The sequence below is a fragment of the Streptomyces sp. NPDC014676 genome, from assembly GCF_043084105.1.
In the GTDB taxonomy this organism is placed as follows: domain Bacteria; phylum Actinomycetota; class Actinomycetes; order Streptomycetales; family Streptomycetaceae; genus Streptomyces.
The window spans coordinates 564,096-584,393 of the sequence record NZ_JBIBZI010000003.1; the positions used below are offsets into that span (position 1 = coordinate 564,096).

The 20,298-nt window shown below is 72.0% G+C and carries 19 protein-coding genes and 1 pseudogene; 10 read left to right on the forward strand and 10 right to left on the reverse strand.

Annotated elements, in window-relative coordinates:
- Nucleotides 1-159: 159 nt before the first annotated feature.
- The 5 genes from ACF1DX_RS11150 to ACF1DX_RS11170 all read right to left on the reverse strand — a co-directional run bounded on the left by ACF1DX_RS11150 (nt 160) and on the right by ACF1DX_RS11170 (nt 4,057).
- On the reverse strand, nt 160-1,083 hold the full coding sequence (locus ACF1DX_RS11150) for an LLM class F420-dependent oxidoreductase (protein WP_391790911.1): 924 nt from the start codon (nt 1,081-1,083) through the stop codon (nt 160-162).
- A gap of 335 nt (nt 1,084-1,418) precedes the next feature.
- Entirely contained in the window at nt 1,419-1,889 is a 471-nt protein-coding gene (locus tag ACF1DX_RS11155) for a DUF6099 family protein (RefSeq protein WP_391790912.1), read from the reverse strand.
- 181 nt (nt 1,890-2,070) lie between these two features.
- On the reverse strand, nt 2,071-2,412 hold the full coding sequence (locus ACF1DX_RS11160; RefSeq protein ID WP_391790913.1) for a nucleotide pyrophosphohydrolase: 342 nt from the start codon (nt 2,410-2,412) through the stop codon (nt 2,071-2,073).
- Complete coding sequence (locus ACF1DX_RS11165) at nt 2,405-3,586, reverse strand: ATP-binding protein (protein ID WP_391790914.1); 1,182 nt, start codon at nt 3,584-3,586, stop codon at nt 2,405-2,407. The genes ACF1DX_RS11160 and ACF1DX_RS11165 overlap by 8 nt, the downstream gene beginning before the upstream one ends.
- Before the next feature lie 75 nt (nt 3,587-3,661).
- On the reverse strand, nt 3,662-4,057 hold the full coding sequence (locus tag ACF1DX_RS11170) for a cell division protein SepF (protein WP_030857514.1): 396 nt from the start codon (nt 4,055-4,057) through the stop codon (nt 3,662-3,664).
- Nucleotides 4,058-4,249: 192 nt separating this feature from the next.
- Here ACF1DX_RS11170 and ACF1DX_RS11175 point away from each other — a divergent pair, with 192 nt between their 5' ends.
- Nucleotides 4,250-4,840, forward strand: a complete 591-nt coding sequence (locus ACF1DX_RS11175) for a YdeI family protein (protein WP_391790915.1) — start codon at nt 4,250-4,252, stop codon at nt 4,838-4,840.
- 34 nt (nt 4,841-4,874) lie between these two features.
- On the opposite strand, the gene ACF1DX_RS11180 is transcribed toward ACF1DX_RS11175, so the two are convergent.
- From ACF1DX_RS11180 to ACF1DX_RS11195, 4 genes are all read right to left on the reverse strand, one after another.
- Nucleotides 4,875-6,365, reverse strand: coding sequence for a glycoside hydrolase family 3 protein (locus tag ACF1DX_RS11180; RefSeq protein ID WP_391790916.1), 1,491 nt, complete (start codon nt 6,363-6,365; stop codon nt 4,875-4,877).
- Between the two features lie 9 nt (nt 6,366-6,374).
- Nucleotides 6,375-7,208, reverse strand: coding sequence for a carbohydrate ABC transporter permease (locus ACF1DX_RS11185; protein ID WP_391790917.1), 834 nt, complete (start codon nt 7,206-7,208; stop codon nt 6,375-6,377).
- Nucleotides 7,205-8,191, reverse strand: coding sequence for a carbohydrate ABC transporter permease (locus tag ACF1DX_RS11190; protein ID WP_391790918.1), 987 nt, complete (start codon nt 8,189-8,191; stop codon nt 7,205-7,207). The genes ACF1DX_RS11185 and ACF1DX_RS11190 overlap by 4 nt, the downstream gene beginning before the upstream one ends.
- A gap of 87 nt (nt 8,192-8,278) precedes the next feature.
- On the reverse strand, nt 8,279-9,556 hold the full coding sequence (locus ACF1DX_RS11195) for an extracellular solute-binding protein (protein ID WP_391790919.1): 1,278 nt from the start codon (nt 9,554-9,556) through the stop codon (nt 8,279-8,281).
- 371 nt (nt 9,557-9,927) lie between these two features.
- On the opposite strand from ACF1DX_RS11195, the gene ACF1DX_RS11200 reads away from it, so the two are divergent.
- From ACF1DX_RS11200 to ACF1DX_RS11230, 7 genes and pseudogenes are all read left to right on the forward strand, one after another.
- On the forward strand, nt 9,928-10,692 hold the full coding sequence (locus ACF1DX_RS11200; protein ID WP_391790920.1) for a GntR family transcriptional regulator: 765 nt from the start codon (nt 9,928-9,930) through the stop codon (nt 10,690-10,692).
- A 310-nt stretch (nt 10,693-11,002) separates the two neighbouring features.
- Nucleotides 11,003-12,028 (forward strand): phytanoyl-CoA dioxygenase family protein, encoded by a 1,026-nt coding sequence (locus tag ACF1DX_RS11205; protein WP_391790921.1) that lies wholly within the window; start codon nt 11,003-11,005, stop codon nt 12,026-12,028.
- Nucleotides 12,025-13,341, forward strand: a complete 1,317-nt coding sequence (locus ACF1DX_RS11210; RefSeq protein WP_391790922.1) for a DUF6271 family protein — start codon at nt 12,025-12,027, stop codon at nt 13,339-13,341. Before ACF1DX_RS11205 ends, ACF1DX_RS11210 begins: the two co-directional genes overlap by 4 nt.
- Nucleotides 13,299-14,501, forward strand: a pseudogene (locus tag ACF1DX_RS11215) (type III PLP-dependent enzyme); the annotation flags it as partial. The gene ACF1DX_RS11210 and the pseudogene ACF1DX_RS11215, both read left to right, overlap by 43 nt.
- A 105-nt stretch (nt 14,502-14,606) precedes the next feature.
- A complete protein-coding gene (locus tag ACF1DX_RS11220; protein ID WP_391791187.1) occupies nt 14,607-15,035 on the forward strand; it encodes a GNAT family N-acetyltransferase in 429 nt (142 codons plus the stop codon).
- Between the two features lie 5 nt (nt 15,036-15,040).
- A complete protein-coding gene (locus ACF1DX_RS11225) occupies nt 15,041-16,252 on the forward strand; it encodes an MFS transporter (protein WP_391790923.1) in 1,212 nt (403 codons plus the stop codon).
- Nucleotides 16,195-16,407 (forward strand): DUF6461 domain-containing protein, encoded by a 213-nt coding sequence (locus tag ACF1DX_RS11230; protein WP_391791188.1) that lies wholly within the window; start codon nt 16,195-16,197, stop codon nt 16,405-16,407. Before ACF1DX_RS11225 ends, ACF1DX_RS11230 begins: the two co-directional genes overlap by 58 nt.
- 23 nt (nt 16,408-16,430) lie before the next feature.
- Here ACF1DX_RS11230 and ACF1DX_RS11235 read toward each other — a convergent pair whose 3' ends face one another.
- Nucleotides 16,431-17,174, reverse strand: a complete 744-nt coding sequence (locus tag ACF1DX_RS11235) for a FadR/GntR family transcriptional regulator (RefSeq protein WP_391790924.1) — start codon at nt 17,172-17,174, stop codon at nt 16,431-16,433.
- Nucleotides 17,175-17,279: 105 nt separating this feature from the next.
- Here ACF1DX_RS11235 and ACF1DX_RS11240 point away from each other — a divergent pair, with 105 nt between their 5' ends.
- Complete coding sequence (locus tag ACF1DX_RS11240) at nt 17,280-19,016, forward strand: IlvD/Edd family dehydratase (RefSeq protein WP_391790925.1); 1,737 nt, start codon at nt 17,280-17,282, stop codon at nt 19,014-19,016.
- Between the two features lie 33 nt (nt 19,017-19,049).
- A complete protein-coding gene (locus ACF1DX_RS11245) occupies nt 19,050-20,237 on the forward strand; it encodes a fumarylacetoacetate hydrolase family protein (RefSeq protein ID WP_391790926.1) in 1,188 nt (395 codons plus the stop codon).
- Nucleotides 20,238-20,298 lie beyond the last annotated feature (61 nt).

Here is a 20,298-nt window from a genome sequence, read left to right on the forward strand (position 1 = left end):
TTACACCTCGAAACGCCTTCTGAGCTGGGGATACACGCCGGGTTCGGGCGTACGGTGCCAACGTACCGGGAACGGCCGGGGATGCTCCGGGAATTTACGGGCGGATGCGGCGGGGCCGCCCGTTCCGTACGGACGGCCCCGGTTCCCGTGGAGCCGGTGTTACGACAGCTGGGACTGGACCTGGGCGGAGATCAGCTCCAGGTGGTCGAGGTCGTGCAGGTCGAGGACCTGGAGGTAGATGCGGCTGGAGCCGGTCTCGGCGTAGCGGCCGATCTTGTCGACGACCTCGGCGGGGGAGCCCGCCAGGCCGTTGGTCCTGAGTTCGTCGACCTCGCGGCCGATCGCGGCGGCGCGGCGGGCGACCTCCTGGTCGTCCTTGCCGACGCAGACGACGAGGGCGTTGGAGTAGACGAGGTCGCCCGGGTCGCGGCCGGCCTCCCGGGCGGCGTCGCGGACCCGGCCGAACTGCGTCGCGGTGTCCTCGACCGAGGCGAAGGGCATGTTGAACTCGTCGGCGAACCGGGCGGCCAGCCGCGGGGTGCGGGTCGCGCCGTGGCCGCCGATGAGGACCGGCACCTTGGGCTGGGCCGGCTTGGGGAGCGCGGGGGACTTGGTGAGGTCGTAGTGGGTGCCGTGGTGGTCGAAGGTCCGGCCGGTCTCGGTGGCCCACAGGCCGGTGACGATCTCCAGCTGCTCTTCGAGGCGGGCGAACTTCTCCTTCGGGAAGGGGATGCCGTACGCCTTGTGCTCCTCCTCGAACCAGCCCGCGCCCAGGCCGAGTTCGACACGGCCGCCGGACATCTGGTCGACCTGGGCGACCTGGATGGCGAGCACGCCGGGGAGGCGGAAGGTGGCGGCGGTCATCAGGGTGCCGAGCCGGATGCGCTTGGTCTCGCGGGCGAGGCCGGCGAGGGTGATCCAGGCGTCGGTGGGGCCGGGCAGGCCGTCCCCGGACCCCATGCTGAGGTAGTGGTCGGAGCGGAAGAAGGCGTCGAAGCCGAGGTCTTCCGTGGCCTTGGCGACGGTGAGGAGGGTGTCGTAGGTGGCGCCCTGCTGGGGTTCGGTGAAGATGCGAAGATCCATGGGTCCATCCTGCACGGTCCGCGGCGGGCCGCCGCACACGCGGGTCCGGGGCGCCCCGTCCACGACCGGGTGAACCGGGCGGGGCCGGCGGTGCGGTGCGACCGGTGCCGGTGGAGGCCGTCGTCCTCCGGGCCGGACCCGGCCGGCGTTCCGCTTCGGGCGTCCGGGGCGTGCCCGGAGCCCACGCCGTGGCGGGAGGCGTGCCCGGAAGCCACCGCCGGGGGCGGGAGAGTCCAGTAGGGAGTGCGGGGCCCCCGGCCGACACTGGCCCGTTCCGTCGACCCGGGCCGACGGAACGGGCCGTACGGGCCGTACGGGCCGTGCGGTGCGCGGTGTCAGCCCGCCTCCCGCTCCGGCACGTGTTCGTCGCGGTCCGCCAGTTTGCGGAGCATCTCCAGGACGCGGTCGCGGGACTCGTCCGCCGCGTCGATGGCCTCCACGCACTGCCAGTAGGTCGCCTCGTCGGCCGCCGAACTGGCGAGCCCCACCAGGACGATACCGACCTCGCCGAGCAGACCGCCGAGGTGCATCAGGACCGGGCGGGTCTCGCCCAGCTCGGTGAGCCGGGCCGCGCGCAGTTCGTCCGGGCCGAGGTCCGGGACGCCCAGCACTCCGCAGCCACGGCCCGCCAGCTCGGTCAGCCCCAGTGCCTCACCCCGCAGTTCGGGCGGGCCGGCGACGGCGAGGCGGCTCCCTATCGCCTGCGCCAGGGCCTGCGCCTGCCACACCTCGGTCAGCAGCTCCCGTACGTCGCCGCTCGTGGCCAGGGCGCGTCTGCTTGTCACGATGAGCCGCACAGCGTCCATGCGCTGCCCCCGTCTGTCCGACGCGCTGCCCACGCGTCCGCATCCGTTGAACTCCCTTGTTCACTACCCAGAGTGAAAGAGTGTGAGACAAAAAGCCAGAGGAAGACCGAAATCTGCCGACAACGATTCGAGCAGAGTTCACTTTTCATATACGGAGAGTGACAACGGAGTCGGTGGCTCCTCACCCCTGGGGCGGCTCCCCCACCGGGAACCTACGCTCGTTGCGGTCGATCTTCGCGGCCAGCGCGGCCAGCGGATCGACACCCAGCACCTCGCAGAACTGGAGCAGATACGCGAGGACATCGGCGACCTCGTCGTTCACGCGGTGTGCGGTGTCCGGGTCGTCCATGACGCGGGCGGACTCCTCGGGCGTCAGCCACTGGAAGATCTCGAGGAGTTCGGAGGCCTCCACACTGAGCGCGGCGGCGAGGTTCTTGGGCGTGTGGTACGGCTGCCAGTTCCGCGCGGCGGCGAACTCGGCGAGCCGGTGCCGGAGCCCCGTGAGGTCGTACGGATCAGTCACGGTCCAGGTGTACCACCGTCACCCCGCTCACCCCCGCCGCCCAGGAGGCGTCGCTCACCGCGCCGACCAGCCGGATGTGCCCGCGCTCGCACATCCGCGCCGCCAGGCGCAGCAGTTCGCCCCGCTGTCCCGGATCGAGCGCCCGGTCCAGTCCGTCGGCGAGGACCGTGAGGGTCTGGAGCGCGGCCGGGACCTCGCCGGGCGCGTCGACCTCCAGCACACCGGGGCCGGTGAGCAGCACCAGGGCGAGGGCGGTGTACCGCAGCTCGCCGTCGCCGAGGCGGCGCAGGTCGGTACGGGTGCCGTCGCCCCGGTCGAGGAGGGCGCGGACCAGGCGGCCGGTGTCGTACGGCTCGGCGAGCAGGTCGGTGACCGGCCCGGCGCATCCGGCGCGCACCGCCTCCACGAGGAGGGCGTGCCGGCGTCCGCATTCGGCGCGGGTGCGCCACAGGACGTCGGCGAGGTTGCCGCAGCCGCCGAGCAGCCGCCCGCTGCCGACCCGGACGGGGTCCCGCATCCGTTCGGGGCGGGGGTCGCAGGGGAAGACCGAGCGCAGGGCGACGACCATCTGCTCGGCGGCGGCGAGCACCCTGCGCTGTCCGGGGGTCTTGCCGGCGACGCGCAGCGGCAGCAGTGCGGTGCCGAGCCGGTCGTCCGGCAGCGGGGCGCGGGTCACCGGGGTGGCCCCGGCCGTGTGCCAGGCGGCCTGTACGGTGCGCCGGCCGGGGTCGCGCAGGGCGGTCTCCAGGAGGACCACCCCGTTCGCCGTCAGCCGCTCCCCCACGATCCGCAGCCCGGGTTCGGCCTGTACGGCGACCTCCAGCCGGACCGGCCCCTCAGGGCCGTCGGCCGTGCAGCCGATGCGGAAGCCGCGGCGGTGCTGGGCGTCGGCGCGGGCCCGCTCCGGCACGCAGGCGCCGGGCTCCGGGAACGTCTCGCCCAGCTCGGCGCCGCCGCCGAGCCGGGCGAGCGCCTCGTACGCCCGCAGCGCGCTGGTCTTGCCGCTTCCGCTGGGCCCGGTGAGCAGGGTGAGTGCGCCGAGCGGGAGCGTCACGGCGCGGTGCCCGGCGAAGGCGGACAGCCGCAGTTCGGTGATCCGCGGGAGCGCGGGGCGGCCGCCCGGGGGCGCGGGTGGCGGGGTGGTGTCCGGGCGGGGCGGGGAGGCAGGGGTCATGTGCGGGACGGTAAGGGGCGCGCGGTCAGGCGAACCGTTCCGCTCGGCGTCCCTTCCCACGATCGGACGACATGCTCAGGCCCCCGGCGTTCCCAGTCCTTCCATCAGGCCGGTGACCTCGGTACCGGCGGGTGTCAGCAGGAAGACGTTGCGGTCGACGCGGTGCATTCCGCTGGCCAGTCCGAAGACGACTCCCGTGCTGAAGTCGAGGACGCGTTTGGCGGTGTCCGTCTCCGCGCCGGTCAGGTCCAGCAGGACCGGTATCCCGGACATCAGTGTCTCGGCGACCTCGCGGGCGTCCGCGAACACGTTCACCCGCAGGACGACGAAGCGGCGGCGGGCCTCGGTCCCGGCCTCGGGGAGGGTGCGGTGGCCTACGGCGGACGGCCATGCGTCGCGGCCCCGGAGTGGGACGACCTGGGCGAGGCCCTGCCACTGTTCGTCGGTGACATCGTGGCTGTTCACCGGCATGCTCCGTCCCCTGTGGTGCTGGCTGTCTGCATCGGGCAATTCTTACTCATGGTCACCCGATCGGCCCAATGTGACACGCTCCGCCATCGTCCTCCGGGGGCGCTGCCCCCGGACCCCCGCTCCTCAAACGCCGGAGGGGTTGACTACAGAGAACGCGTTGACCTGGGCCGCTCCGGCCGGTTGCATGGGCGTATGGCCGGTGAAGTGGATGGTGTGGTGGGGCCCGTTGTCGCCTTCGAGACGCAAGAGGACTGGGAGGCGTGGCTGGAGGAGCATCAGGGGGACGTCGACGGGGTGTGGCTGAGGATTCCGAAGAAGGGGTCCGGGATCACCGGGGTCGACTACGCGACCGCCCTGGAGTCGGCGCTCTGCTACGGCTGGATCGACGGGCACAAGAAGGGGCTGGACGACACCCATTGGATCCAGCGGTTCACCCCGCGCCGGGCGCGCAGCCGGTGGTCGGCCGTCAACCGGCAGAAGGCCCTCGATCTGATCGAACGAGGGCGTATGCGGCCGCCCGGGCTGCGCGAGGTGGAGCGGGCGCGGGCGGACGGCCGCTGGGAGGCCGCGTACGCGAGCCAGAGCACGGCGACCGTCCCCGACGACCTCCGGGCCGCGCTGGACGCGGCCCCCGGAGCCGCCGACTTCTTCGGCACCCTCGACAGCCGCAACCGGTACGCGATCCTCCACCGGATCGAGGAGGCCAAGCGGCCGCAGACCCGGGCGGCCCGGATCGAGAAGTTCGTCGCCATGCTCGCCGAGGGAGAGAAGATCTTCCCGTAGATCCGTGGATCCGTGGATCCGTGGACCTGTCGGGTCAGCCCGCGACGACCGCCTCCGCCCCCGCCACACCGCACACCCGCGCCGCGCCGTACGTGGCGATGTGCGCGGCGCCGCGCGGCGGCGACTGCGGTACGCCCATCTCCACGACCACGGTGGACGGGTCGGCGGCGAGCAGGGTGTCCAGGGCCGTGCGCATCCACGGGTGCCGGTGCTCGTCGCGGACCACGGCGACGACGCGCCGGCCGGCCGCCTCCTTGAGCGCCCGCTCGCCGGCGTCGGGGCCGGTGAAGTGGCCGGTGGTGGTGCCCGGCAGCAGCCGTTCCAGCTCCGCGCCGACGCCCCACGGGGTCTCGTCGCCGACGGCGATGTTCGGGGCCGGGTCGAAGGTGGCCACGTACACCGGTCCGGTGACCGGCGCGGGGCCGGCGGCGCGGGTGACGGTGACCGCGCGGCGGGCCGCCGTGAGGCCGATCTCCGGCTCGGGTGCGGCGGCCGCGGCCGGGGAGCGTCGTACGCCCGCGGTCCAGTCGGCGAGGGCGCGCACCCGGGCGGCGGCGTCGGCGAGCCGCTCCTCCGGGAGTTCGCCGGAGCGTACGGCGTTCACCAGCGCGTCCTGGAGGCTCTGCACGGTGCCCTCGTCGCACAGCCCGCCGCCCACGCAGATCGCGTCGGCGCCGGCGGCGATGGCGAGGACGACTCCCTGTTCGAGGCCGTAGGTGCCGGAGATGGCGCGCATCTCCATGCCGTCGGTGACGATCAGGCCCTGGTAGCCGAGTTCGCCGCGCAGCAGGTCGGTGAGGATGCGCCGGGAGAGCGTGGCCGGGCGGTCCGGATCGAGGACCGGGACCCGGATGTGGGCGCTCATGACGGCGCGGGTGCCGGCCGCGATCGCCGCCCGGAACGGCTGCAGTTCGCGCTCGTCGAGGGTCTTGGCGTCGAGGTCGATGTGCGGGATCGCGTGGTGGGAGTCGACGCTGGTGTCGCCGTGGCCGGGGAAGTGCTTGGTGCAGGCGGCGACGCCGGTGGACTGCAGGCCCTCGACGTAGGCGGCGGTGTGCCGGGCGACCAGGGCGGTGTCGCCGCCGAAGGAGCGCACGCCGATCACCGGGTTGTCGGGGTTGGCGTTGACGTCGGCGGACGGGGCCCAGTCGAAATTGACGCCGCACTCGGCGAGCCGGCGGCCCAGTTCGCGGGCGACGCCGCGGGTCAGACCGGTGTCGTCGACGGCGCCGAGGGCGTGGTTGCCGGGGAAGGAGGAGCCGGTGCGGACCTCCAGGCGGGTGACGTCGCCGGACTCCTCGTCGATGGCGACCAGCAGGTCGTCGCGTTCGGCCCGCAGTTGTGCGGTGAGGGCGGTGACCTGCTCGGCGGTGGTGACGTTGCGGCCGAAGAGGGCGACGGAGGCGAGGCCCTCGGACAGCCGGCGGCGGACCCAGTCGGGCGCGGTGGTGCCGGCGAAGCCCGGCTGCAGTACGGCGAGCGCGTCCCGGGTGAGGGTGTCGGTGCCGGTGGTGGTGGTCGTCATCGGGTGGCGTTATCCCTTCACGGCGCCCGCGGTGAGGCCGCTGACGGCCCTGCGCTGCAGGAAGACGAAGAGGATCAGGATCGGGACGGCGAACAGGGAGGAGGCGGCCATGGTCGCGCCCCAGTCGTCGCCGAACTGGGTCTGGAAGCTGGACAGCCACAGCGGCAGGGTCTGCGCGCCCCCGGATTCCTTGCTGAGGACCAGGACGAGGGGGAACTCGTTCCACGCGGTGATGAAGCCGAACATGGAGGTGGACATCAGGCCCGGTGCGAGCAGCGGCAGGATGACCCGGCGGAACGCCTGGGCGCGGGTGCAGCCGTCGACCATCGCCGACTCCTCCAGCTCCTTCGGCACGGCGGCGACGAAGCCGCGCAGCGTCAGGATGGTGAAGGGGAGGATCATCATCATGTAGAAGGCCGTGAGCGGCACCAGGCTGTTCAGCATGGAGGCGTCCCGCACGATCATGTAGATCGCGATGACCATGACCTCCCAGGGCGCCATCTGGGCGAGCATGAAGCCGATGACGAAGCCGCGCCGTCCCTTGAAGCGCATGCGGGCCAGGGCGAAGGAGCCGGCCAACGCGATGATCAGCGAGAAGAGGACGGCCAGGCAGGTGACGGTCAGCGAGTTGCGGACGAACGTCCAGAAGTGCTCGGCGTCGGTCGCGGTCCCGAAGTGCTCGAACGTGATGTCCGTCGGGAACCAGACGGGGGTCTCCGAGATGATGTCGCCGGTCGGCTTGAACGCCGTGGAGAACATCCAGTACACGGGGAAGACGCAGACGGCGAACAGGACGACGGCCGTGGCGTTGGGCCACAGGCGGCCGAAGAGCGAGCGCTTCACAGCTCGTCCTCCTCTTGCTTGAGCACGATCCTGAGGTAGTAGGCGGTCAGGCCGAGCATGATCAGGATGGTCAGTACCGCGATCGCCGCGCCCATGCCGTAGTGCTGGTTGCCGACGCCCTCGACGTAGGCGTAGACGGGCAGGATCTCGGTGAGCCGGTCGGGACCGCCGCCGTTGAAGGTGAAGACCTGGACGAACGCCTTGAAGATCCAGATGATCTCCAGGAACGTCGTGGCGTAGAGGAACGGCCGCAGGAACGGCAGGGTGACCGTGGTGAAGCTGCGCCAGGCGCCGGCGCCGTCGAGGGCGGCGGCCTCGTACAGTTCGCCGGGGATGGTGGTGGTCGCGGCGTAGAGGTTGATCGCGACGAACGGGACGGACATCCAGACGATCAGCAGGGTGACGACGAAGAACGTCGACATCTGGCTGCTGGTCCAGCTGTAGTCGGCCATGGAGTGCCAGCCGAGCTTGTCCAGGACCCAGTTGACGACGCCGAAGCGCTGTGCGAACAGCCACTGGAAGACGGTGGTGGCGGCCACCACGGGCATGGCCCAGGCCAGCACCAGGCCGATCATCAGGGTGAACCGCATCCGCTTGCCGAGGCGGGCGAGCAGAAGCCCGGCGAGTGCTCCGAGGACCATGGTCAGGACGACGTTGACCGCCGTGAACAGGATGGAGCGTACGGTGACCCGCCAGAAGTCCTCGCCGGTGAGGACCTCCTTGTAGTTCTCGACGCCGTTCCACTCGGTGACGTGCTGGATCAGCTGCGCCATGTTGAGGTTCTGGAACGACAGCAGTACGTCCTTCAGCAGCGGCCAGCCGAGCAGCAGCACGGTGGCCGCGACGGCGGGCAGCAGCAACAGGTACGGGGCGAGCGCGCCGGCGCGCGACGCGGCTCTCGGTTTCTGCCCGCCGGGTCCTCCGTCGTCCGCCTTGCGGACGTCCGCCGGGCCGGAGGGCGGCCGTTCGGTCTGCACGGTCATGCTCGCGATCTCTCTTCTCGGCGTGCTCAACGCGGGGCGGGGGCCGCCGTGTGGCCGGCCCCCGCTCCGGTCGGAGCGCGTGCGCTACTACTGCTGCTGCGCCAGGCGCTTGTTGAACTCGCCCTCGACCTGCTTGGCCGCATCGGCCGGGGACTTGCCGTTCAGGACGGCGGTCAGGTACGTCTTGATCGGGTTGGGCGCGTTCTCGACGGCGGCCCACTCGGGGATCAGCGGCGTGGTGCCGCCGACGGCGGCGGCCGGCGCGGCGGCCTCGGCGGGGGCGTTGCCCTTGAGGTTGCTCTGCAGCGACTCCTTGTTGGGGATGACGCCGTTGGCCTTGGCCAGCGCGCCCTCGAACTTGTCGGAGAGGGCGAGCTTCAGGAACTCCTTGGCGAGGTCCTGCTTCTGGCTGCCCGCGGCGACGGCGAGGTTGGAGCCGCCGAGGAAGACGCCCTCGGGCTTGTCGGCCGTGGCACCGGGGATGGTGAAGTAGCCGATCTCCTTCTCGATGGCCGGGTTGGCCTTGATCGCGATGCCGGCTTCCCAGCCCATGCCGATGAACGCGCCGGTCTTGCCCTTGGCGAAGACCTCGCCCTGCTGCGGGGTGGCCTCGTCCTTGTCCTTGGGGGCCTTGGACAGGGCCTGGAACTTCTTGTACGTCTCGGCGGCGGCGGCGACCTTCGGGTCGTCGAGGTTGGAGACGTACGTGTCGCCGTCCTTCTTGACCAGTTCGCCGCCCTCGCCGATCACCAGGCCGACGAAGTGGTACCAGTTCTGGCCGGGCAGGTAGATGGGCTCGGCGTCGGTCTTCTCACCGATCGTCTTGAGCGCGTCGTAGAACTCGTCGCGGGTCTTGGGGGTGTCCTTGATCCCCGCGTCCGCCCACACCTTCTTGTTGTAGAGGACGACACGGTTGGCGAAGTACCACGGCGCGGCGTACTGCTTGCCCTCGAAGATGGAGGACTCGTTGAGGGACTCGGTCCACTCGCCGCCGATCTCCGACTTGAGGTCGGCGAGGTCGGCGAGGCCGCCGGTCTTGGCGTAGGCCGGGGTCTGGGTGTTGCCGATCTCGAAGACGTCGGGCGGGTTCTCCTCGGACAGGGCGGTGGTCAGCTTCTGCTGGATGCCGTTCCACTGCTGGACCTCGAACTTGACCTTCGCCTTGGTCTTCTTCTCGAATTCGGCGCCGAGGTCCTTCTGCCACTGGTCCGGCGACGAGCCGTCCATCACCCACACGGTGAGCGTCTCACCGGCGTAGCCGTCCGCGCCGGCCTTCTTGCCGCCGTCACCGTCGTCGCCGCCGCACGCCGCGACGGAGAACAGCATGCCCGCGACCCCGATCGCGGCTATCAGCTTGCGCTTCACGCGCCACCCCTCCTCAGGAATGCCTTCCACACCCACGCCCTCGGCGGTGACCCCCACAACGGCGCAACAGCTCGGTGGGCTGGGACCCGGCTTCCTCTAAATGGTTTAGACCAGCAAGGGGAGCTTGGCCTAGACCTATGGCTCTGTCAAGGGTCGTGAACTCACGCCTGGATAACGGCTTCGACGTCCCTGGTGGAGCGCAGAACTCCGCCCAAAGAGGGACGGGTTGATGCTTGGACTAGACCAAAGTGAGAACGCACGGTTATAACGGGATCGCCGAGCGTGCGGCGCCGAACCCGGCCGTCCGCCGACGTGCACCGCGGTCGGCACCTGCCGTCCGCACGCCGGACACCGCAGCCGGGAGGCAGGTCATGAGCACGGACGTCAGCAGCGCCCAGGCCGACACAGGGGCGCCGGGCCGTATCGGGCGCGTACCGAAGTACTACCGCATCAAGCAGCGGTTACTGCAGATGACCGACGAGCGCGCCCCGGGCGCCCCGATGCCGGCCGAGCGCCTGCTCGCCGTCGAGTTCCGCACCTCCCGCACCACGGTCCGCAAGGCCCTGCAGGAGCTGGTCAGCGAGGGCCGGCTCGACCGGATCCAGGGCAAGGGCACGTTCGTCGCCCGCCCGAAGGTCTACCGGACGCTCCAGCTCACCTCGTACACCGAGGACATGCGGGCGCAAGGGCTCAGCCCCACCTCGCAGGTGCTGGACATCGGGTACGTCGCCGCCGACGCGGAGCTGGCGGTCCTGCTGGAGGTGGATCCGGGGGACAGGGTGCTGCGCATCGAGCGGCTGCGGCTGGCCGGCGGGGAGCCCATGGCGATCGAGGCGACCCACCTGTCCGACCGGCGCTTCCCCCGGCTGCGCCGCAACCTGTCCCGCCACACCTCGCTCTACACCACCCTCGCCGAGGTGTACGGGGTGCGGCCGGCGGAGGCCGACGAGACCATCGAGACCTCCCCGGCGACACCGCGGGAGGCGGGGCTGCTCGCCACGGACGTGGGCCTGCCGATGCTGCTGCTGTCCCGCCACTCGCGGGACGAGACGGGAACACCGGTCGAGTGGGTCCGCTCGGTGTACCGGGGCTCGCGCTACAAGTTCACGGCGACGCTGACGCGTCCGGCGCCCTGACCGGGCGGTTCACCTCCAAAGTGTTTTTACCTGAGGGGAGTTGGGCCGCCGCGCCGGAAGGGCGTTCCTTGACACGACCCAATGGTCCAGTCCAATATCCCAGTGGTCCGCACCGGGCGGCCGCGCGTTCGGCACCCCGGGCGACATCGATGTCACGCAGGTGGCCCGGGACGCCGCCCGCCCTGTCCGGCCGGTCCTCGTGCCGACGCCCGTGAGGGGCGCGCCGGACCGTCGTGGCACCGGCTCTCCACCGACTCCTCCCACCCTCCCGTCCGCATGCCGTGAGTGATCCCGATCTCCGGAGTACCGCATGACGACGCACCACCGCTTTTTACACCGCGCCGCTTCCGAGCGCCCCTACTTCAGCGCCGACGGCGAGACCTACCTCGCCGGGACGCAACTGCGGCACCTGACCAAGGACCTGCCGCTGCGGGTGCTGACCGAGGAGCAGTTCGCGTCCTGGCAGAACCACGGCTACGTCGTGGTGCCGGAGGCGATCTCCCCCGACGCGGCCAAACTGCTGCTGGAGTTCGCCTGGGACTTCCAGGGCCTGGACCCGCAGCGCCCCGAGACCTGGTACGAGGAGCGCGCCTTCCGCTCGGACCTCGACCGGGACCTGTACGTCTACGGCTTCGTCGAGGCGTACCAGCACCAGTTGATCTGGGACAGCCGGCAGGCACAGCGGGTCTACGACGCGTTCGTGGACGTGTGGGACTGCGAGGAGCTGTGGGTCACCCTGGACCGGCTCAACCTCAACCCGCCCAACGTGAAGAACCGTTCGCGTTCCCTCATCGACCCCACGGACGAGGGGTTCGACATCGAACTCCACTGGGACGTGGACACCACGGCGAGCGTGCCGCCGCAGCGGGTGCAGGGCATCATCGCGCTCACCGACACACAGCCGGACGAGGGCGGCTTCCAGTGCTCCCCGGAACTCTTCCGCCGGTTCGAGGAGTGGAAGGTCGCACAGCCCGCCGACCGGGACCCCATCCGCCCCGGTGCCGACCGCACCGAGTTCCCGGTCGTACGGCCCCAGCTCAAGGCCGGTGACCTGCTGATCTTCAACGGGATGCTGGCGCACGGGGTGGCACCCAACACCTCGGCCGACGGGGTGCGCGCGGTGCAGTACCTGTCGATGATGCCGGCGCTGGAGGAGCACGAGGAGCTGCGCCGCTCCCGGGTGGAGTCCTGGCGCACGCTCAGCACCCCGGAGTGGAACGGGACCCTGCTCGGCGACGCGGTCAAGCACGAGTCGCTGCGCTACGGCCCGGCCGAACTCAACGAGCTGGGGCGCAGGTTGCTGGGACTCGACGCCTGGCACGAGCGGACACGATGAGACGGGGAACCGACATGGACCGGATATGCCTGAGCCTGCCGACCAACCGGGAGTGCTCCGCCACCATCACCGACATCGGCGCCGAAGCCGCCTACGCCGCACGGAACTTCGACGTCGAGGTGCATCTGCTGGTTCTCGACTCCGCCGACGAACCGACCCGCGCGTCCCACGCCCGCGCGGTCGCCGCGCTCCCCGAGGCGCCGGGCGTCGTCGTGCACCACCTCGACGAGGCGGCCCAGCGGGACTTCCTGCGACGCGCCGTCGACCGGGCCGGACTCCCGGAGCCGGAGCGGGTCCTCGACCTGATGCTCCCGGACGCGCTCTCGTACGGCGCCTGCACCAACCGGGCGTTCCTGTTCGCGGCGGCGCTGGGCTGCCGTTCGCTGCACCGGCGTGACTCCGACTGCGGCTACCAGGTCTTCGACGGCGAGCCCGTCCACCCCATCCACCACGAACTGACCTCCCTGGGCAAGCCGGCGGCCGACGCGACCGACGGTGTGTCGGAGGTGGCGCTCGACCCCGCGATCGCGCACCGGCCCGTGTCGATGGTGGGCGCCTCCTTCATCGGGGAGCTCTCCGTCGACATCGGCGGCATCCGGGAGCTCGACAAGGAGGTGTACGACGAGGTCGTGGGCCTGTGGGCGCCCGGCCACTGGTCGGCCGAGCAGCGGCGGGAGCTGGTCGAGGAGTCGTTCAAGGGCGCCGGGACGCTGTCCTTCACCGGCGACCGCTCCACGCTGACGCTGGTCGACCCGATGCGCGTCGACATGTCCAACATCGCGTTCGACCGGCACGTGTACGAGCGGCTGCCGCTGCCGCCCGCCACCGACACGATCGGCAGCGACTACTTCCTCATCCACGCCGTGTACGACGCCGCCCTGCCCGGTGTCCTGCACAACCGGCACATCGAGAACCACTACACCGGGGAGCGGCGCACCCACGCCGGTTTCCTGGCGTACCAGACGCGGTTCGTGAAGTTCCTGCTGTCGATGCTGTACCTGCACCACGTCTACGAGCGGATGGCCGACGCGGGCGACGCGCTGCTGGACGAGAGCGGGCGGCTGGACCCCACGCCGTTCGCGGCGTTCCTCGCCGAGAGCGTGCGCCTGGACCGTACGGAGAACGAGCGGCGGCTGGACACGGTCGCGGCGGCGTACGGACGGCTCGGCGGGAAGTACGCCGAGTTCGCGCGCGGCATGACGGCGGACCGGGAGCGGCTGCTGGACGAGGCCGCGCGGGACACCGAGGACTTCGTGACGCTGATCGGCGTCTGGGAGGCCCTCGTGCAGGCGAGCCGGGGCGCCCTCCGGTGACCGCGGCCCTGCACGCCGCCCTCGCGGCCGCCACCGAGGACGCGCTCGTCTACGACCTGGACGGCATCGCCGGCCGGTACGACGCGCTGACCGCGGAACTGCCCGGTGTGGACGTGCGGTTCGCCATGAAGGCGTGTCCCGTGGAGGAGGTCCTGGACCGGCTGGCGCGTGGCGGCGCCGGTTTCGACGCGGCGAGCCCCCGGGAGATCGCGCGGGCGCTGGCGACGGGCGTGCCCGTGCACCGGGTCCACTACGGCAACACCGTGAAGTCCGACCGGGACATCGCCCGGGCGTACCGGCTGGGCGTCCGTGACTTCGCCACGGACAGCGTGGAGGACGTGGCGGCGCTGGCCGGACACGCGCCGGGGTCGCGGGTGTTCTGCCGGCTGGCGACCAGCGGCGAGGGCGCGCTGTGGGGGCTGAGCCGTAAGTTCGGGTGCTCGGCGGACGACGCCGTACGGGTGCTGGAGGCGGCGCGGGACGCGGGTCTCGTCCCCGCCGGTCTCTCGGTGCACGTCGGGTCGCAGCAGATGACCGCCGAGGCGTGGCAGCAGGCCTTCACGGCCCTCGCCGACGTGCTCACGGCCCTGCACGGCCGCGGGATCGTGCCGGACCACGTCAACCTCGGCGGCGGTCTGCCGGCGCTCGGCTACGCCGACCGGCGGGGTGAACGGCTCGATCCTCCGCTGGACAAGATCTTCGCCGTGCTCCGCGAGGGCATGGAGCGGCTGAGGGAACTGTCGCCCGGGCCGCTGGACTTCGTCATCGAACCGGGGCGCCATCTGGTGGCCGATCACGGCGCGATCAGGGCGCACGTCGCCCGGCTGACGTCGCGTCGCGGACCGGGCGGGGAGCGCGAGCACTGGCTGTATCTGAGCTGCGGCAAGTTCAACGGCCTGTACGAGATGGACGAGGTGCGCTACCCGCTGGTCTTCCCGACCCATCCGGACCCGGCCGGCGCGGACCTGGTGCCGGTCGTGGTCGCGGGCCCCACCTGCGACAGCGACGACGCCTACGCCCACGAGCACCCCCGGGTGCGGGTGCCGAGGGCGGTCGCGTCGGGCGACCCGGTGTGGGTGCTGTCCGCCGGCGCGTACGCCGCCAGCTACACGACCGAGGGCTTCAACGGCTTCGACCCGCTCCCCCGCGTCTGTGTGGGCGGTGACGGACCGGACGTGCGCGTCCGCCGGGTCGTGGAGGACGACTGGCCGCGGATCGCCGCCCTGGAGGCCGAGGTGTACGCGTCGGCCTCGCTGTCCGAGGGCGTGGAGGCGCTGCGGTCCCGGGGCCGGATCTCCCCGGGGACGTGCTTCGTCCTGGAGGCCGGTGACCGGGTCGCCGGCTACCTCCTGGCCCTGCCCTACCCGCGGTACCGGTACCCGGACCTGACCCGGCCGGAGGAGCGGGCGTACGACTCCCGCAATCTGCATCTGCACGACCTCGTGATCGCGGACGATCTGCGCGGCAGGGGGCTGGGCAGCAGACTGCTGCGGCGGCTCACGGAAACCGCCGCGCGCTCGTCCTTCGAGCGGATCTCCCTGGTCGCCGTCGGCGGCACGGGCGGCTTCTGGGCCGGGCACGGCTTCCTGCCCGAGCCGGCGGTCGAGCTCCACGGGGAGTACGGCGACGGCGCCGTCTACATGTCCCGCCCGGTCCGGTACGACCGCTCCGGCGGCCCGGAAGAGAGGTCCTGACGCCCATGCTGCCCACCCTCGGCGATTTCCGCCGTGACCAACTGGCCATCGCCACCCTGTTCTTCTTCCTCGGCTTCCAGTACGCCACCTGGGCGTCCCGGCTGCCCGCGCTCAAGGACCGCTTCGATCTGGGCGGGACGGAAGTGGGGCTGCTGCTGATGGCCGCCGGGGTCGGGGCGGCGATGTCCTTCCCGCTGGTCGCGCCGCTGATGCGACGGCTGGGGGCGCGGCGCCTTGCGCTGTGGTCCGCGCTGGGGCTGGCGGCGGTGCTGCCCGTGCTGGCCGCGGCGGGCAGCTACCCCCTCGCCCTGCTGGTGATCCTGGCCGACGGCGTCGCCGTCGGCTGTCTGAACGTCGCCATGAACGCCCAGGGCGCCGCCCTGGAGGCCCACTACGGGCGGGCCGCGATGGCCCAGTTGCACGCCACGTTCAGCGGGGGGTCGCTCGGGGGCGCGCTGCTGGCCTCCGGGGTGAACACCGTGACGCACTCGGTGACGGCGCACTTCGCCGTGGCGGCGGGGCTGGGGGTGCTGCTGCTGGCGGGTTCCAAGCCCCGGGTGCTCGCCGACGCGCCGGCCGCCCCGGACTCGGTGGAGGACGGACAGCCGGGCGAGGAGAAGAAGAAGGGACTCAGGAACCTGACGGGTGCCTCGCGCGCGGCTCTCGTCCTGGGCTGCGCCATGGTGTTCGGCACGGTCGTCGAGGGGGCCATGAACGACTGGTCGGCGCTCTATCTGACGGAGGAGACCGGCGCGTCGGGCCGGCTGGCGCCGCTGGGCATCGCCGTCGTCTCGGTGATGATGGTGGTGGCCCGTCTCCTGGGCGACGGCTGGCGCAACCGGTGGGGTGACCCGCGCATGGTGCGGGTGGGCAGCACGATGGCCGGCACCGGTCTCGCCCTCGCCCTGCTGGCCGGCGGCACCTGGCCCGCGCTCATCGGCTTCGCCTGCGTCGGCCTGGGCATGGCGACGGTGACCCCCTGTCTCTACGTCGCCGCCGCCGCGGAGGGGCCGGGCACCCTCGCCCTGGTCGCCGCCATGGGCACCACCGGTCTGCTGGCGGGCCCGGCGCTGATCGGTTTCGTCGCCGGCCACACCGATCTGACGACCGGCATGGCGGTGGTCGCGGCGTCCGCGGTCCTGGTGGCGGTGTGCTCACGGTGGGTCGGCTGGGCGCCTCGTTCGCCCTCGCCGAGCGCATCACGGGCATCCGCGTGACCCCGGAACCGCTCACCTCGGCACCGTACGGGTGCGGCCTCGGCGCGCACCCGTGGGAGGCGAGCGGGCCCCCTGGGGAGCCGTCCGGAGCCAGGGCCCGTCGTCGCGGTGATCCGGACCGGCGGATCACGTACTCAGGCTCCGGCTCCAGGTGACCGTTCTCGTGGGCCGTGCCGGGTCAGTCGGTGTCGCTCGGTCTCGCGGGTGACCGGGCGATCTCCCGCTCGGCGGATTCGATGACGGCCAGTACGGCGGCCGCGGCCGCCGCGGGATCGCGGGCCTCGACGGCCCGTACGACGGCGCGGTGACCCGGCAGCGAGGCCTCCACCGCGCCCGGCGTGCGGGTGCTGACGGCGAAGCTGTGCTCCAGCGCGATGTCGACGGCGCGCCCCAGTGAGCCGAGGAGACGGTTGCCGCCGGCGTCGAGCAGCGCCCGGTGGAAGGCGATGTCGGCCTCGACGTAGCCGGCGCGGCCCGGTGCCGCCGCCGCGGCCTCCATGGCGGCCAGGGCCTCGTACAGGACGCGTACGTCGTCGGGGCCGGCCCGCTCGGCGGCGAGCCGGGCCGCCTCGGGCTCGACGATCCGCCGCAGTTCGCCCGTGTCGCGCAGCAGGGCCGCGGCGTCCTCGGCCTGTTTCCAGCGCAGGACGTCGCGGTCCAGGTGGTTCCAGTGCTCCGGGGGCAGCACGCGGGTACCGGTGCGCGGCCGTACACGCAGCATCCCCTTGGCCACCAGGGACTTGACCGCCTCCCGCAGCACCCCGCGGCTGACGCCGATCTCGGCCGCGAGCGCGTCCTCGACCGGCAGCGGGTCCCCCGGCTCCCACGCGCCGCCCACGATGCGCCGGCCGAGCTCGTCGACCACACGCTGGTGCATGGTCGGGAACTTCGTCATGATCTCCGCTCGCCCCCTGGACGCCATTCATCGAATCATTTAATGATTGAGTCACAGGGTAGGGCCCGCGGGCCCGTGCCCGCAGGCGACCCATCACGCCGCGGACGACGCCGGAGCCACGGGAGGGTGCACATGACCGACGGTCCGAGGAAGAACCGCCGCAGCCAGGCGTGGTTCGGCGCACAGGGCCGCAGCGGGATGCTGTACCGCTCCTGGATGCGCAACCAGGGCTTCGGGCACGAGGTGTTCGACGGGCGTCCCGTCATCGGCATCGCGACCAGCGCCTCCGAGCTCGCCCCGTGCAACGCCCATCTGACCCGCGTCGCCGAGGCCGTCAAGCGCGGGGTGTGGCAGGCGGGGGGCTTCCCGCTGCAGTTCCCCACCATGGCCACCGGCGAGACCCTGATGCGCCCCACCGCCATGCTGTACCGCAACCTCATGGCCATGGAGGTCGAGGAGCTGATCCGGGCCAACCCGCTCGACGGTGTGGTGCTGCTGTCCGGCTGCGACAAGACGACCCCCGCCATGCTCATGGGCGCCGCCAGCGTCGACCTTCCCGCCGTCATGGTCACCGGCGGGCCCATGCTCAACGGCAAGTACCGCGGCCAGGACGTGGGTTCCGGCACCCACGTGTGGAAGTTCGAGGAGGACCTGAAGACCGGCCGGATGACCGAGGAGGAGTGCTTCTTCGCGGAGGGCTGCATGGCCCGCTCCAACGGTCACTGCATGACGATGGGGACGGCGTCGACGATGGCCTGCGTGGCCGAGGCGCTCGGCATGCAGTTGCCCGGCTCGGCGGCGTGGCCCGCCGTCGACTCCCGGCGGATGGAGACCGCGCAGGCGGCCGGGCGGCGGATCGTGGGGATGGTGGAGGAGGAGCTGCGGCCCTCGCGGATCCTGACCAGGGAGGCGTTCGAGAACGCCGTCCGGGTCAACGCGGCCATCGGCGGCTCCACGAACGCCGTCATCCACCTCACGGCCCTCGCCGGACGCGTCGGCGTCGAACTGAGCCTGCGGGACTTCGACGACCTGGTCCGCGCGGTGCCGACCCTGGTCAACCTGATGCCCAGCGGTAAGTACCTGATGGAGGACTTCTGTTATGCGGGCGGGCTGCCCGCCGTCATGGCCGAACTCCTCTGCGGGGGGCTGCTGCACGGGGGGCCGGTCACGGTCACCGGGCGCACCGTCGCCGAGAACACCGGCGGCGCCGAACGCGTCGGCTCCGACGTCATCACCCCCCTCGGCGCCCCCTTCCAGCCGGCCGGCACCGGAATCGCCGTCCTGCGCGGCAACCTGTGCCCCGACGGCGCCGTGATCAAGCAGTCCGCCGCGTCACCGCACCTGCTCACGCACCGCGGCCCCGCGCGCGTCTTCGACTCCCCGGAGGCGTACCACCAGGTCGCCGACGACCCGGACCTCGACATCGACGAGAACACCGTCGTCGTCATCCGCAACGCCGGCCCCAAGGGCTATCCCGGCATGCCCGAGGTCTCCAACGTCCCGCTGCCCGCCAAGCTGCTGAAGGCCGGCGTCACGGACATGGTGCGCGTCTGCGACGGCCGGATGAGCGGCACCGGCTACGGAACGGTGGTCCTCCACGTGGCACCCGAGGCCGCCGTCGGCGGACCGCTCGCCCTGGTGCGCGACGGGGACCCCGTCGTCCTCGACGTCCCGAACCGCACCCTGAACCTCGACGTGGACGACGCCGAACTCGCGCGGCGGCGGCAGGAGTGGACACCGCCCGCCGAGCGGTACGCCGGCGGCTACACCTGGCTCTACACCCAGCACGTGGAACAGGCCGACCGGGGCGCCGACTTCGGCTTCCTGCGCGGCAGCCGAGGACATGAGGTCCCCCGGGACTCCCACTGAGCCCGTCCCCTCGCATCCAGGAGAGCATCGATCGTGGAACCGGCAGCAGCGCGCCCCCGTCCGGCCCTCACCGCCGGCTCCGTCCTGCCGGAGGACGCCGGCCGGGCCGCCCTCGTCGCCCGCGTCCACGACCCGGAAGAGGGCGGACCGTGTGTGGCCGCGGTCCGCGGCGAGCACGTCGTCGACCTCACGGCTCACGCACCCACCGTCTCCGACCTCATGGAACGCGACGACGCGGCGGACGTCGTCCGCGCGGCCCGCGGCGGACGCGTCTGGCGTCTGGACGACCTGTTGCAGGCCCCGCCCGGCCGCCGTGACGTGCCGCGTCTGCTCGCCCCCGTCGACCTCCAGGTGATCAAGGCGGCGGGCGTCACCTTCGCCCGGAGCCTGCTGGAACGCGTCATCGAGGAACGCACGGGCGGCGATCCGGCGCAGGCCGCGAGGGTGCGGGCCCGCGTCGGGCAGGTGGTGGGCGGCAGGCTCGACGGCATCCGTCCCGGGTCTCCGGAAGCGGCCAGGGCCAAGGAACTGCTGCTCGCCGAAGGGCTGTGGTCGCAGTACCTGGAGGTCGGGATCGGGCCGGACCCGGAGGTGTTCACCAAGGCGCCCGTGCTGTCCGCGGTCGGCACCGGCGCCGACATCGGCGTGCTCGGTGCCTCCGTGTGGAACAACCCCGAGCCCGAGGCCGTCCTCGTCGTGGACTCGCGCGGCCGGGTACGCGGCGCGACCCTCGGCAACGACGTCAACCTCCGTGACATCGAGGGGCGCAGCGCCCTGCTGCTGTCCCGCGCGAAGGACAACAACGCCTCCTGCGCGATCGGCCCGTTCGTCCGCGTGCTCGACGAGGACTTCGGCCTCGACGCCGTACGCGGGCTCGACATCGCGCTGCGGGTCGACGGCCAGGACGGCTATGTGCTGCGGGGTAGCAGTTCGCTGCGCGAGATCAGCCGCGACGTGTTGGACCTGGTGGCCGCCACGCACGGCGCGCACCATCAGTACCCGGACGGGTTCGTGCTGTTCACAGGAACGCTGTTCGCCCCGACCGAGGACCGGCAGGCGCCCGGCGCGGGCTTCACCCACGAGTGCGGCGACGTCGTACGGATCTCCAGTCCGCGCCTCGGCGCCCTGGTCAACACCGTCGTCCGCAGCGAGGAGGCCGCGCCGTGGACGTTCGGTGTGGGGGCGCTGATGCGCAGCCTGGCCCGGCGCGGCCTGTTGTGAGACCTCCCGGTGGTCCGGGGTGCGTGGCGGCGCCGCTGACGTGCGCCGCCGCGCACCCCTG